Raw genomic sequence first — 14,022 nt, forward strand, 5'->3', positions numbered from 1 at the left:
CAACTCCTTTTTATTTAGTATCAACTAACCATCAGCTGATGAAAAAATCCCACTGACAGAAGTATTCCTTTATTCATTCTCAGCTAAATACTGATCCAGCACAGGTTTTATTTTCGCGGTCACATAATGGCTCCCCCCGCGATTTTTTACATCCTCCACAATGGCTGTAAGCAAGATAGATGGACTCTTTGTATCAAACACGACGACAAAGCCATTCTCCATCCCGTCTTCGCCTTTCTTGCTCTTCAGCTCAGCTGTCCCCGTCTTTGCAGCTAGTACCTCTTTTGCCGTCTTAAGATTATGGGCAGTCCCGGTATCACGCTCCACTACCTGAATCAATGCCTTTTGGACGGTTGAAGCAACCTCACTGGAAATGACGGATTTGCGGATAGGCTCCTTTTCATCCGCTATCAAAACAGGCATCACCATATTTCCGCCATTCACAAACGGTGTAAACGCAGTCCCTAAATGGACCATTGACATCAGAACTTCCCCCTGTCCATAGGCAGAATCAGCGAGCAAGACTTCATTCTCGATCCCATCATTGGACAGCTGGCTCTTTTTCAAATAAATCGGCAGCTGGAAATCCTCCTGGAACCCAAATGCCATAGCATTCTTCTCAAAATTGGCAGCTCCCATTTCCAGGGCTTCCTGAGCGAAATAGATATTATCGGAATAGACCAGTGCATCAACCATGTCCACCGGACTTGCTTCCTTTACGCGGGTGACAAAATAGCCTCCCCAGCTGTTGTCCTTCTTCCACTGCAAGCCGGATATTTCCCGTTTCTTCTCCGGGAATGTCGTTCCGACGGTGAGTCCTGAGGCGGCAGTAATTGCCTTGAAGGTCGACCCTGGTGCATACAGGCTGGAGAAACGGTTCAAGAATGGAAGCTTTGGGTTTTCACTGTATGCTTTCCACTGCTCCTCTGTCATCCCGCTCACCATTAAATTCGGATCGAAGGATGGATAGCTGACGAGCGCTAATATTTCCCCGGTCACCGGATGTATCGCTGACACCGCGCCGGCATCTTGCTTCATCGCTTCATACATGTTACTCTGCAATGCAGCATCGATCGTCAGATTTATGTTTTTACCATTGATGGCAGCCACTTTTTTAAGAGTGCTTTTCTGTTTGCCTTCCTCGTTCTTTATTTGAATGATGCCGCCCTTCTTTCCTCTCAACTGCTTCTCATACACTTGTTCCAGTCCGGACTTACCGATGTAATCACCTGACGTGTATTCATGGTCGGCGTCCTTTTCGAGGTCTTCACTCGTTACTTGCTTCACATAGCCAATCAGATGGGCACTGCTTTCTTTTTCGGGATAATACCTTATCCTTTTCGTTTGGAAAAATACTCCAGGTAGATCCTCATCGATACTTTCCGGCTGAAACTCTGCAGGCATGGCAGCAATCGGGACGAAGATATCTTCGGTCACCCATTTTTGATCAAGCGCCTTTTGAAAGCTTTCTTCCGGAATCTTGAAATAAGCGCTTAGCTTCTTTATTCCAGCTTCCTTGGACTCTCCAAGCTTCCCTGGGATGATCCCCATTTCATACACATCTTTATCCAGTGCGAGCGGATTTCCATTACGGTCAAGGATTTCACCCCGATGCGGCAAAAAGGACTGCACGCTGACTTTATCTCCTTTCTCCATCCCAGCGAAGATCAAATCAGGATTCCATTTCACCTTCCATGCCTTCCCGTCATCCGTCTTCTCTTCTATAAAAAAGGTTTGATAGGACGCTGTCACCTCTCCAAGAAATGTATGAATTTTCACCTTGAAGCGTCCTTCATACGTTTCATTATCCTCTTCGTAAAGCAGCTCCTTGGATAAAACGTCGATTGAAGAAGCCTCAATGCCTGAAAAAATCGCATCATATTTATCTGAAAAACTCTTTTTCGTATAATCGTAGGTTTCCAATTCCCCTTCAGAAATAAGTTTCAGCATTTCCTCGTAGTTTTGTTCAGAAAATTGTCTCACATATTCATTAAAAACTTCTTCCGGGGTTGCCTGATTCGCTTTAAGGAAATGCCACAGAAGCAGGCCCCCAGCCGCCAATGCTACAACCAGCACCAATATTGTTACTTTCTTCATTGTTCATCCCTCTTCCTCAAATAGGCCTGATTTGCATTTTTTCATTTACTGAAGATAATAAAGTAATCAGCCTACCATAATCTTGTTTCGATAACATTTGAGAAAAGCTCTCAAACCTCTCTTTTTGTTTACTCTCTTTTGAGCATCCAGATATAAATATGTAGCAAAAAATCATCATAAACAGTACCATAAACGGTTTAGTCTTTTTCACTACGTTACCTCCTATAAAAACAACTTGTTAAACTCTTTCCATTCCATGAATTTTTTAAATGATAATTTATTATCTTTGTCTACTAAATGCGCTGACTTTGTTAAGTTTTTGACAGGTTGTTTACTATTTCGACATTATTTAAGGTGTTGTATCTTTTCTTTCACATTAGTTTCTCCACTCTATCTTGCTAAATTCCCCCTCACATTCCTTTTTGCCGGAAAATAGTTGTCTACTGTTATTCCAGAAATACCAAGAAAAAGAGCTATTACCATCATCTATATCCCCTGTTTACCACTTATGAAAATATTACATATGTAGTTTTTGAAAGTATTACATATGTAGGATTTGGAGTCAATACTTTTATTCTTAAAGTGATAGCTATATAAAAAATATAATATTACAATCGTAAGTTTTAAGGTAAAGAGTAGTATACAAGAATCTTTTTAAAATAAGAATGTTGATAGGTAGCATGAAGAATAAATAAAAGTAGGTGTTACAATGTTGAAAAAGAAAAAAACAAGTTCCTCCTATCTTTTTTTCATTCAATCTACAGAAATGTGGATCTTAAATATTACATATGTAGTATTTAAGATCAATGTTTTTTCTTTATCCTATCGTTTCATTGACTTCTTAAAATATGAACAATATAATTAAATTATTACAATCGTAAGTTTAAGGATGGTTTATATGAAAAAATTACCTCAAATTTCAGAAGCAGAATTAGAAGTTATGAAAATAATCTGGAAACACCCTAATATCAATACCAATGAGGTTATTGAAAAGTTATCCAAAACTAGTAAATGGAGCCCTAAAACAATTCAAACAATGTTGTTACGGCTAATAAAAAAAGGAGCACTGAATCATTATAAGGAAAGTCGTGTATTTGTTTATACACCAAATGTAGCTGAAAGTGATTATTTAGAAATTGAGAGTCGTAGTTTTTTGAATCGTTTTTATAATGGTACTCTTAATTCTATGGTTTTAAACTTTTTGGAAAAAGATAAGCTGTCAGATGATGAAATTAATGAGTTGTATCAAATTTTAGAAGAACGTAAGAACAGAAAGAAGGAATAATATGGGCAGCTCTTTCTTTTCTCTCTTTTTCATCAGTAATATTATATTGTCTGTGATTTTTTGCATTATCATATTCATAAAAAAAATATTAAAGATTCAAATAACTGTAAACACCCAATATCATATCAGTGTCATTTCTCTTTTGACATTGATTGCTCCTTTTATCCCCTTTCATTTTCTAAAAATAAACTCTTTTTTTGACTGGATGATAAACTTGGGAAGTAATTCAAAATTATCTGATATCCATTCTACAGGTAAAACGAAAGAAACAATTGTTCAAAATGCAAATTGGCTACAAGATTTTTCTATGTCAATTGAGCAATCGTCTTTCAGAATGATGGATTCTGTCTTTTTCATAGTGTGGATATTAGGAATGATTGTTATGCTTATGGCTACTTTATATAGCAATCTAAGAATCGGCAATATAAAAAAAAGCCTACAAGTAGTTGAAAACAAAGAGTTATCAGCGCTTTTTTATACATGTAAAGAGGAAATACATTTTCATAAAAAGGTTGTCTTAGGGTATTCCTCATTCATAAAATCACCCATTACCTTCGGGATTATCAATCCATATATTGTCATACCAAAAGATATTTCAAGGCTTTCTATTGACGAGATGAAATGTGTATTGCTTCACGAGTTGTACCATTGTAAACGTAGAGATATGCTAGTAAACTATTTCATGTGTCTGGCCAGAACTGTTTATTGGTTTAATCCTCTCGTATGGTATTTCTTAAGGGAAATGAAAACAGAGATGGAGATTTCTTGCGATTATGCAGTTTTAAAAACGCTAGATAAGGAATCACATCTCAAATATGGTGAGGTTATTTTAAAATTTGCTTCTCTTTCACAACGAACATCATCATTGTTAGCTGCTTCGGAAATCAGTAGCTCATACAAACAAGTAAAAAGGCGTATTATTACAATCGGAAATTTTCAAGTAGAATCACATCTGCTAAAAATGAAAAGTAATCTAGTATTCATCATTCTTCTTGCGATCATTTTGATTAGTATTCCTTCGATATCTGCATTGGCGGCTGTGAACAAAGAAACACATCCTTTTTCTCATACCAATGTAGTGTACAAAGATTACAGTAGCTTTTTTGATGAACTTTCAGGGAGTGCTGTACTGTATGATTCCAAAATGAAACAGTATACTATATACAATAAGAAAGAAAGCACTACTAGATTCCAACCTACTTCCACTTATAAGATATTCAGTGCATTGTTTGCGCTAGAATCTGGGATTATTACAAGGGACAATTCTCAAATGAATTGGGATGGAACCCTATATCCATATGAGGAATGGAATCAAGATCAAGATTTATTCTCAGCTATGGAAAGCTCCTCCACATGGTATTTTCAAAAACTTGATCAACAGATGGGCAAAAAGAAATTGCAGAATTATTTTGAACAGATAAATTATGGAAATGGCGATTTATCTGGCAATATAACTAATTATTGGCTAGATGCCTCTCTAAAAATTTCTCCTGTTGAACAGGTAGATATTTTGAAAAAGTTTTATGATAATGAATTCGCTTTTGAACAATCTAATATTCAAACTGTGAAAGACTCCTTACTTTTAGAAGAATCAAATGGTAATTTGTTATCTGGAAAAACGGGAACCGCAGTTGTAAACGGGGAAAATATTGATGGTTGGTTTGTGGGATATGTGGAAACTGTAGATAATACTTTTTTCTTTGCCGTTCATATTCAAGGTGAAAAGCAAGCAGGTGGAAGTTCTACTGCAAAGATAGCACTTTCCATTTTGGAGAAGGAAGGTATTTATCAATCTGATTTCTGATAGAAATGATTTTACATCTAGTTTTTCTTTTTATTTTATAGATAAATATATACGTATGTGATATAAATAATTGCAAATTTGTGAAAAAGGTAATGTTGTTCGAATTATCTGATGTCACACAATAGGTGGCATAGGTATTACTGGAGAAGAGGAACCGCAAAGTAAAATCTGCGGTTTTTTTATTTTCAAAAAAATAAAGGAGTGATTCCATTGCTTCATCATATTAGTAAGTATTCTTCATCCATTTTCTTTATAGCGATCAGAATAGAAGTCACGAAGAATGAAATTATAAACATCTTTTAGTGAATAGTTATTTGTAGTACGGTAATATTTATTGAACGAATTGTTGTTTTTGCTCACCGGTTCTACCCTTAGCCATCTTTACTGTGTTAACAGGCATTTTAAGCTACTCCTTCAACCATTCTATTATTAGTATAAAGTTCTATATAAACTTATATATTCCTTTTATTCTCAAGCCTCTGCATTGAAAACGTTCCTCAACAATCTGGCCCGTTTGTTTAATAAAAAAATCCTGCTTCACAACAGGACTTTTGATCAAACTTTATTATAAACGATCAGACTTTATTCAAAATCCACACTTTGAAATGCTGTTATCAGAAAGCCTAGAGGAAAAAACACTTTTAAACATTACTACATGGAAAGATGGCTACTTTTCTTCAAGGATCGGATCGGATCGGTTACAAAATTAGATCCCTACGAAAAGAAAATCTTCATTCAAGATGAATTGGATTCGGAAATTACGCTCAACTTTTTTAATATTGTTGACGTCAAGAACCATAGCAATTAACCGATGCGAAAGTAAAAACCCTAACTTTTCATATAGGAAAAAATACTCTGGAGAATATCTCATCCCCAGAGTATTTTTACACTAAACAACTATTAATTTTATTTAACAGCCTCTTTTAATTCCTTACCTGGTTTAAAAGCAGGAACTTTGGAAGCCGCAATTTGTATTTCTTCTCCTGTTTGTGGGTTTCTACCCGTTCGAGCTGCTCGCTCGCGCACATCAAATGTGCCAAATCCAACTACTTGGATTTTTCCCTCTTTAGCGAGCGTATTGGAGATCGATTCAAACAATGCATCCACTGCTTTTTTCGCGTCTCCCTTTGTTAGTTCTGCTTGTGTTGCTACTTGAACCGATAACCCTAACTGTTTCGCCACTTTTTTGACGAGTTTCTTCTATTATATTAGGCTATTTTTAATATCTCTTTCGTATTTTTTAACCAACTTAAAAAAGTCGTCTTTTTAAGGCCTAAATTCGTTATGGCTTTAACGGCTGTAATCTCTCCTGATTTCCATGGGTTATCGACTTGATTTTGTTCCACTCTATTATTGAGATATCTAAAAAATTGCCTTAGTTGTATGCCTTCAGATTATGTTTCCCTTTTTTAACTCTTGAAGTGCTATAGGGTAGGCAGTGTTCTCATCTACTGTTTACACGAGAGGTTTAGACACGTGCGAAAAAGCCAAGGCTTTCTTAATAAAGCGCTTGGCTGCATGTTTATTTCTTGATTTGCTTAAATACCCATCAATCATATGCCCTTCTGAAAGTACAACATCTATATGCCAAAAGTATTTCCACCATTAACTGATAAACATTGTCCCGTAATAAATTTTGCTTCATTGGATGCCAAAAATACAACAGCATTTCCAATATCTCGAGGCTCACCCATTTTACAAAGAGGAACGCCTTTTTTATATTCACTCGTATCTATTCCCTCGTGTCTTTCTACTGGGATAAAACCTGGATTTATTAAATTGACCGTAATGCCAAAAGGTCCTAATTCACTTGCCCAGGAACGTGTCATTCCAATTTGGGAAGACTTTGCTGTTACGTAGTTTGAAAAATTTGGATTTCCCATCTGAATAACTTCGCTTCCGATATTAATAATTCGACCTTCGTTTTTTTTCTTCATTCCAGGTAAAATAGCTTTTGTTAATAATAAAGGTGCTTTTACGAAGAAATTAAGTTGATCTAAATAATCGTCCCATGTACTTTCTTCAATAGATAACTCAGGTTGGGGGCCAGTGGCATTATTAATTAAAATACCAATGCTTTCACCGACTTTTTCCTCAGATTGTTTTACAAGGTGTTTTACTGATTCCTCATCTGTCACGTCCCCTTTGACTAATAGAGCTTTTCCTCCAGTAGATAGTATGAAATCAACGGTTTGTTGTGCTGCTTCTTGGTTATTTGCATAGTTGACAATAACTGTTGCACCTGAATCGGCTAAAGTTGCACTTATATGTCTTCCAATTCCTCTTGAACCGCCTGTAACTAATGCAATTTTCCCATTTAGATTGTGAGTCATATTACCATTCCCCCTCCAATTTTAGAAATCCTACATTAAATTTAAGCAACATGAAAATTTGAAAACAGAGTGGATTCTTAAGCTAGTAAGTTAGAGGAAGACATGATCTGTATTTTAGGGATTGTTTTTTATTTCTCACTCTTCTTCCTAACTATCTTTCTAGTAACGGGCTGTGACCATTTTTTTCCTTGTGAAGAATTCAACGCCATCTGTACCATTGGCATGCAGATCCCCATAGAAAGAGTCTTTCCAACCAGAGAATGGGAAGAATGCCATTGGTGCAGGAACCCCTACATTCACACCTAGCATGCCTGATTCGATATTTTCACGGAATTCGCGTACATTTGCACCACTATCTGTATAAATACAAGCACCATTTGCGAATCGAGAATTGTTGGCCACATCAATTGCTTCTTCTAATGTTTTGACACGTACAATAGATAACACTGGTGCAAAAATTTCATCTTGCCATATTTTCATTTCTTGTGTTACGTTATCAAAAATAGTTGGCCCAACAAAGTAGCCGTTCCCGTTCACAGCTGCATCTTCACGGCCATCACGAACTAATTGAGCTCCTTCTTTCACGCCCGAATCAATGTAGCTAAGCGTACGATCTTTATGATTTTCACGAATAACAGGTCCTAAGAATACATTCTCTTCTAACCCGTTGCCGATCACAATATTGTTCGCTTCTTCTACTAATCTGTCGATCAATTGATCTGCAATTTCTTCTTGCACAGTTACAATCGATGCCGCCATACAACGCTCTCCAGCAGAACCGAAAGCTGCCCCAATAATTTGTTTCGTTGCTATATTTAGATCTGCATCATTTAGCACAATTGAATGATTTTTCGCACCAGCCAACGCTTGAACACGTTTTAAGTTCTCTGTTCCTTTTTTGTACACATACTCAGCAACTGGCTGTGAGCCAACAAATGAAATAGCTTTAACTAATTTATGTTCAAGAAGGCCATTTACCACTTCATGGGCACCATTGACAATGTTTAGTACGCCTTTTGGTAAACCAGCTTCTTCAAATAATTCTACTATTCTTGCAGCTAAAAGTGGTGTTCGCTCTGATGGCTTTAATACAAATGTATTACCACAAGCAATCGCAAGTGGGAACATCCAACACGGCACCATCATTGGAAAGTTAAAAGGTGTAATACCACCAATAACTCCAATTGGATAGCGATACATACCAGACTCAATTCCTGTTGCAATATCAGGAAGCTGTTTCCCCATCATTAATGTAGGAGCTCCTGCTGCAAATTCAACACATTCGATTCCACGTTGTACTTCCCCATGCGCCTCGTTAAAGCTTTTCCCATTTTCAATTGTGACTATTTTCGCTAACTCATCCCAATTTTCTACTAATAATTGTTGGTATTTAAACAGGATACGCGCACGTTTTGGCACAGCTGTTTTTGACCATCCTTTAAAGGCTTTATTAGCTGCTTGTACAGCTTGCTCTACATCTTCTTTTGTTGAAAGTGGTACTTGAGCAATGACTTCACCTGTAGCTGGATTATATACAGATTCCGTTTTGGCCGTAGATGATGCTACCCATTCACCGCCAATATAATTTTTAATTACTTTTGTGTTAGTTGTAGTTGACATTTTGTATTCTCCTTTTTAATAAACTAGTAGACTTTTATGATTTAATTTTATTTATGCTGGCCTGAAAATCATAATCAAAACAGTAGTAATATAGATCAACAATTTCTTGGTGAGATGGCACTTTTGGGTTATTTGCGGGACTGCCACTTGCTATAGCATCAGTTGCCATTTTATGAACTATTTGTTGAAATTTATTTTCATCGATTCCCCACTTTTTCATATTCGGGATATTCAAATCGTAACAAAGCTGCTTAATCTTATTGATAGTCACATCTGCTAACTCTTCATTTGTCGAAGTTTTCAATTCGGGAGATATAACTCTTCCAATTGTTGCTAATGCATCGATGGCAGATTCTTTAGTAAATTCGAGTACTGCTGGAAGCAACATGGCATTTGAAATACCGTGCGGCACGTGAAATAAAGCTCCAATTGGTCGTGACATCCCATGAACTAGCGTGACGGAAGCATTAGTAAAAGCAAGGCCAGCTTGCATAGACGCAATTGCCATTTTTTCTCTTGCATCCAAATTCTCTCGGTCTTCATAAGCTATTCTTAAATGATTCAAAATAGCTTCTATCGCCGAAAGTGCAAAATTTTCTGTTAATGGTTGTGATAAACGTGATATATAAGCTTCAATTGCATGGCAAAGTGCATCAATTCCTGTTGCGGCGGTAACTGCAGGTGGTGTTGAAATTGTAAGAATTGGATCCACAATAGCTACATTTGGAAGGAATGATGGATGTTTAATCATCATTTTAATATCTTCCTTAGTATTGGTGATCACTGTTACGTTTGTTACTTCTGAACCAGTTCCAGCCGTAGTTGGAATTGCAATGAGAGGAATAGGTTGTTCCTTAATTGTAGAATTCTCCCCCATATAATCACCAATATATCCACCATTGGTTGCTACTACTGCTACAGCTTTGGCAGCGTCGATGCAACTGCCTCCTCCTACCGCCACAATGACATCACATTGCTCTCTTAAGCAAAGATTAAGTGCTTCATTGATATGTAAATCCGTCGGTTCAGTGTTAACATCCAAATATGAAACATAAGAAACATCTGAACCTTCTAAATATTTTCCGCATTTTTTTACAAGACCTATTTTCTCCATTATACGATCACTTATCAAAAGTACTTTATTACCATGAGCTACAACTTGTTCCCCAAGCTGAGTTAAAGAATTTGGACCGTATATAACTGAGTTAGGCATACGAAACTCTGAATATCCTCCCATAATTCTCCTCCTTTCATTATCTTTTTTCTTTCAAAATAATGCTCAATTCTCCTTTATTAAATGTCATAACATCAATGTGCTCCCATCTTTTAAAAAAGAAGACTCCTGATGAACTCAGAAGTCATCTCTTGTTTCCTTAAGCCCACTTGTTGTTGTTTAACTCTCTACTTTTAAGAGTCACATTTCATAGTGAAGATTCCTTTTAATTTGAAATATTAATATTATGATTAAAATGCCTCTCTATATCCTCTTTACTTACATCAGCTAAAGAATTTGGCCTCCAATGTGGTTTACGATCCTTCTCAACTAACACAGAACGAACTCCTTCATAGAAATCATGATTCTTCATAAAATTCATACTTAATTTAAGCTCCATATTAAAACATGAAGTAAGTGACTGATTATTTCCCTTCTGTAATTGGCTTAAAGTTACTTTCAATGAAGTTGGAGATTTAGATTGGATTGTAGATTTTGTTTTAGATGCCCAATCGTCTCCTGAATCAGCCGCCATACCCAATGAAGCAACAATTTCTTCCAGAGTTTCATATGCAAAGTGTTTATCTATTTTTAATTGCAAGGCGGATAGAGGAGATTTTTCTACTAGATGAGAACAAAAGGAATCTAGTAACTCGCAAATTTGTTTCCTCGCATCGTCCAAATTCCAATTTTTATTTTGAATCTCGTAAATGAAGTCCTCCCAACGAGTACTTTCCATATAACGATTCGCAGCTCCTACATAAATTACATCAGCAGGCTGTATAGTTGCCCCAGTTAGCGCAAGGTAACGTCCTACATGACCAGGCATTTTATTCAGAAAGTAACTTGCGCCTACATCAGGGAAGAAACCGATATTCATTTCAGGCATGGCCCATTTTGTTTTTTCTGTAACAATCCTTTCACTTGCCCCGACAGATAATCCCACACCACCACCCATAACAATTCCATCCATATAAACAAGAATTGGTTTTGGGTATTGATGTATCATTAGATCCATCCGGTATTCCGTAGTAAAGAAACGGCGGGCATGTTCTTCTACGTTAGCGTTCCGTTGATTATAGAAGAATCGCATATCTCCTCCAGCACACAAACCTTTTGTTCCTTCTCCTGAAATACAGATTAACGACACTTTTGGATCTGCTCTCCACGTATCTAAAGTTGTCTTCAGACTCTCTACCATTTCTGCAGAAAGAGCATTGAGTGCCTGAGGACGGTTCAGTTTTAACCAACCTACTCCCCGGTCAATATTACATAAAATGTCAGTTTCCATTTAAACCTCCATTGACTTAAGGATTATGTTAATAGCAAGAGGTTAACATCTTTCCAAGTACAGGAATCAATCTATTTCTACTAGTCGCATGTGAATATCCGTAGAATGACTTTTTATACCCCAAGAAGGGGAAGGAGTCCATAGTACCAAAACACCAAGATTGACTCCCGACATTTCTGCATCAAGTTCATTTCTTAATTAGCAAATTGTCTTCATACTTTAGGCGAAGACGTGCAGTGATGGCATGACCCTCCATCCGTTCTGCATCACAAATCGCTGCAACATGTGGAGCCACTACTCTTGTTCCCTCTTCAGATACTTTCTGGTACGTCAGAGTTTTTAGGAATTTTCCAACCCATAACCCGCCAGTATAACGAGCTGCGCCGTCAGTAGGCAACACATGGTTAGTCCCAATCGCTTTATCTCCATATGCAACCGTTGACCGTGCTCCAATAAATAGTGACCCATAGTTGGTTAGTCGATCAAAATACCAGTTATTATCGCTCGTCTGAAGTTCAACATGTTCAGAGGCGATCTCATCAGCTACTTGAAGTACTTCTTCCCGGTTGTCGCATAAAATAATTTCACCTCGATTTTTCCATGCCTGCTCCGATACTTCAGCAGTAGGCCAAGAGGTCTTCAACCACTGTTCCACTTCCTCGATAACCTTCTGTGCAAATAATTCCGAATCAGTGACCAATACCACCTGGGACGTGGGGCCATGTTCAGCTTGTCCCAATAAATCAGCTGCAACAAGCCTAGCATCGGCGCTCTCATCAGCAATCACCAACGCTTCAGTTGGACCTGCTAATAAATCGATACCTATCGGGCCGAATAGTTGTCGTTTCGCCTCAGCCACATACGCATTGCCTGCGCCTACGATCATATCTACAGGTTTGATACCGTCCACACCATACGCCATTGCTGCAAGTGCTTGAACTCCGCCAAAGCAGTAAATCTCATCCGCACCAGCAGCTGCCATCGCGTAAAGTTGTGGGGCATGAATGCCCCCTTCTCTGGTTGGAGGTGCGCATGCGATAACGCGTGACACACCCGCCGCCTTTGCAGTTGTAATCGTCATAATAGCAGATGAGATGAGAGGATATCTTCCACCTGGTACATAACAGCCGACTGCATTTACAGGGACTAACTTATGCCCAAGGGTGACGCCGGGCATAGTTTCGACCTCTAGGCTACCTATTGTGGATCGTTGACGTCTAGCAAAGTTATCTACCTGTTCACGGGCAAAATCAATACTAGCTCGCAATTCAGGTGGCGTTTCTCGTCTTGCCTTCTCAATCATTTCTTCATCGACACGGAACGATTCAGGGTTCCACATATCAAACTTTTGCGAATATTTTCGTACCGCTTTGATGCCTTGTTCTTTTACATCCTCCAGGATCTGTTTAACTGTCTGACTGATTTCTGGACTAGCAGATTCAGACGCCTGTTCTGCACTTTTTAGATAAGTAATCGCCATAGCTTATTCTATCTCCTTTCGATTTAACAACTTTTATTCAAAATTGGAAGTTCATTTTAAATATATCTTTTGCTTTAAGAGATGAATCATCGAAATTATCAAGATTCATCTCTTAAAGATCAATATTTTTTATTTCATGTTTTGCAATATTCTATAGGTTCTTAAGGTGACTGGTTTTAAAAAGTAAGTGCATTTAGTATTATTTTTATATTAATTACCTATTCTCTATCATAAATAACTAGTTTACCTCGTGGCCCAACGGATTCCTCGTATAGTCAGTTCCATTACCTCGTGGATTTCAAACTCCTTGGTACTATGTCCCAATGTGTGATAAAACACTCGACCTTTTCCCCATTGTCTCTTCCATGCTACTGGCATCTGGTTGCCTTTCAACCAAGTAAACTCATCCCCGTCCATCACTGTTGTTGCAATCACATCATTACCGGGATCCGTATGCATATAGTACTGTTCTGAGAACAACTTAAAGCTCGAAAGTCCATCCGTCAAAGGATCATCCTTTGGAAAATCAACTTCATACTCTATAAAATCACCTGGATGTCCGAGAACATGCCCCCCCAAAACCATCTTGAAGAACTTATGGGGATGACTACTGTCGAATGCCCCGGCTAATGCATGCCAACCAACTAGACCCACGCCTCGCTCGATAGCTTTAACCAGCGCCTGTTCTTGCATGATACTGAGTTCATCGGCAGTCCAGATAGGAATAATTACATCAAACTCATGTAAGCGATTTGACTCCAGGATACTTAAGTCATCAGTACACTCCACCACATACCCCTCAAGCAAACGATTAACTGTCAAGTCAGCCAATTCGGTTGGATAATGCCATTTCCATCCGCCATGTAATACCAATGCTTTTTTTCTATTCATTTGATTTC

The 14,022-nt window shown here is 37.8% G+C and carries 13 protein-coding genes and 1 pseudogene; 3 read left to right on the plus strand and 11 right to left on the minus strand.

Annotation, left to right across the window (positions count from 1 at the left end; translation table 11 throughout):
• Positions 1–69: 69 nt before the first annotated feature.
• A complete protein-coding gene (pbp4, locus tag JFV29_RS14880; protein WP_274606970.1) occupies positions 70–2,097 on the minus strand; it encodes a penicillin-binding protein PBP4(5) in 2,028 nt (675 codons plus the stop codon).
• A gap of 16 nt (positions 2,098–2,113) precedes the next feature.
• Positions 2,114–2,308, minus strand: coding sequence for a hypothetical protein (locus tag JFV29_RS14885; protein WP_201184879.1), 195 nt, complete (start codon positions 2,306–2,308; stop codon positions 2,114–2,116).
• A 687-nt stretch (positions 2,309–2,995) separates the two neighbouring features.
• Here JFV29_RS14885 and JFV29_RS14890 point away from each other — a divergent pair.
• The 3 genes from JFV29_RS14890 to JFV29_RS14900 all read left to right on the plus strand — a co-directional run bounded on the left by JFV29_RS14890 (position 2,996) and on the right by JFV29_RS14900 (position 5,994).
• Positions 2,996–3,382 carry a BlaI/MecI/CopY family transcriptional regulator gene (locus tag JFV29_RS14890; protein ID WP_201184882.1) on the plus strand — a complete coding sequence of 129 codons (387 nt, stop codon included), beginning with the start codon at positions 2,996–2,998 and terminating at the stop codon, positions 3,380–3,382.
• 1 nt (position 3,383) lies between these two features.
• Positions 3,384–5,186 carry a BlaR1 family beta-lactam sensor/signal transducer gene (locus JFV29_RS14895; RefSeq protein ID WP_201184884.1) on the plus strand — a complete coding sequence of 601 codons (1,803 nt, stop codon included), beginning with the start codon at positions 3,384–3,386 and terminating at the stop codon, positions 5,184–5,186.
• Between the two features lie 655 nt (positions 5,187–5,841).
• Entirely contained in the window at positions 5,842–5,994 is a 153-nt protein-coding gene (locus JFV29_RS14900; protein WP_201184886.1) for a hypothetical protein, read from the plus strand.
• Positions 5,995–6,092: 98 nt separating this feature from the next.
• Here JFV29_RS14900 and JFV29_RS14905 read toward each other — a convergent pair whose 3' ends face one another.
• From JFV29_RS14905 to JFV29_RS14945, 9 genes and pseudogenes are all read right to left on the minus strand, one after another.
• Complete coding sequence (locus tag JFV29_RS14905) at positions 6,093–6,368, minus strand: HU family DNA-binding protein (RefSeq protein ID WP_201184888.1); 276 nt, start codon at positions 6,366–6,368, stop codon at positions 6,093–6,095.
• A gap of 26 nt (positions 6,369–6,394) precedes the next feature.
• On the minus strand, positions 6,395–6,532 hold the full coding sequence (locus tag JFV29_RS14910) for a hypothetical protein (protein WP_201184890.1): 138 nt from the start codon (positions 6,530–6,532) through the stop codon (positions 6,395–6,397).
• A pseudogene (locus tag JFV29_RS14915) lies at positions 6,521–6,761 on the minus strand (DDE-type integrase/transposase/recombinase); the annotation flags it as partial. The gene JFV29_RS14910 and the pseudogene JFV29_RS14915, both read right to left, overlap by 12 nt.
• 5 nt (positions 6,762–6,766) lie before the next feature.
• Positions 6,767–7,519: an SDR family NAD(P)-dependent oxidoreductase gene (locus tag JFV29_RS14920; RefSeq protein WP_201184892.1), complete on the minus strand. Its 753-nt coding sequence runs from the start codon at positions 7,517–7,519 to the stop codon at positions 6,767–6,769.
• Between the two features lie 159 nt (positions 7,520–7,678).
• Positions 7,679–9,139, minus strand: coding sequence for a CoA-acylating methylmalonate-semialdehyde dehydrogenase (locus tag JFV29_RS14925; protein WP_201184894.1), 1,461 nt, complete (start codon positions 9,137–9,139; stop codon positions 7,679–7,681).
• A 34-nt stretch (positions 9,140–9,173) separates the two neighbouring features.
• Positions 9,174–10,376: an iron-containing alcohol dehydrogenase gene (locus JFV29_RS14930; RefSeq protein WP_201184896.1), complete on the minus strand. Its 1,203-nt coding sequence runs from the start codon at positions 10,374–10,376 to the stop codon at positions 9,174–9,176.
• Between the two features lie 202 nt (positions 10,377–10,578).
• Positions 10,579–11,643 carry an enoyl-CoA hydratase/isomerase family protein gene (locus JFV29_RS14935; protein WP_201184898.1) on the minus strand — a complete coding sequence of 355 codons (1,065 nt, stop codon included), beginning with the start codon at positions 11,641–11,643 and terminating at the stop codon, positions 10,579–10,581.
• A 187-nt stretch (positions 11,644–11,830) separates the two neighbouring features.
• Positions 11,831–13,123, minus strand: a complete 1,293-nt coding sequence (hisD, locus tag JFV29_RS14940; protein ID WP_201184900.1) for a histidinol dehydrogenase — start codon at positions 13,121–13,123, stop codon at positions 11,831–11,833.
• Positions 13,124–13,366: 243 nt separating this feature from the next.
• The gene (locus JFV29_RS14945; RefSeq protein ID WP_201184901.1) at positions 13,367–14,014 is read right to left on the minus strand and encodes a ThuA domain-containing protein; all 648 of its coding nucleotides are present in this window, start codon (positions 14,012–14,014) and stop codon (positions 13,367–13,369) included.
• Positions 14,015–14,022: the final 8 nt, after the last annotated feature.

Origin of the sequence: Peribacillus sp. TH16, assembly GCF_016651095.1 — a bacterium.
GTDB lineage: Bacteria > Bacillota > Bacilli > Bacillales > DSM-1321 > Peribacillus > Peribacillus butanolivorans.

Coding starts and splice junctions, on each gene's coding strand:
- pbp4 (WP_274606970.1), bottom strand. CDS start 2,097: ATGAAGAAAGTAACAATATTGGTGCTGGTTGTAGCATTGGCGGCTGGG.
- JFV29_RS14890 (WP_201184882.1), top strand. CDS start 2,996: ATGAAAAAATTACCTCAAATTTCAGAAGCAGAATTAGAAGTTATGAAA.
- JFV29_RS14895 (WP_201184884.1), top strand. CDS start 3,384: ATGGGCAGCTCTTTCTTTTCTCTCTTTTTCATCAGTAATATTATATTG.
- JFV29_RS14900 (WP_201184886.1), top strand. CDS start 5,842: ATGGAAAGATGGCTACTTTTCTTCAAGGATCGGATCGGATCGGTTACA.
- JFV29_RS14920 (WP_201184892.1), bottom strand. CDS start 7,519: ATGACTCACAATCTAAATGGGAAAATTGCATTAGTTACAGGCGGTTCA.
- JFV29_RS14925 (WP_201184894.1), bottom strand. CDS start 9,139: ATGTCAACTACAACTAACACAAAAGTAATTAAAAATTATATTGGCGGT.
- JFV29_RS14930 (WP_201184896.1), bottom strand. CDS start 10,376: ATGGGAGGATATTCAGAGTTTCGTATGCCTAACTCAGTTATATACGGT.
- JFV29_RS14935 (WP_201184898.1), bottom strand. CDS start 11,643: ATGGAAACTGACATTTTATGTAATATTGACCGGGGAGTAGGTTGGTTA.
- hisD (WP_201184900.1), bottom strand. CDS start 13,123: ATGGCGATTACTTATCTAAAAAGTGCAGAACAGGCGTCTGAATCTGCT.
- JFV29_RS14945 (WP_201184901.1), bottom strand. CDS start 14,014: ATGAATAGAAAAAAAGCATTGGTATTACATGGCGGATGGAAATGGCAT.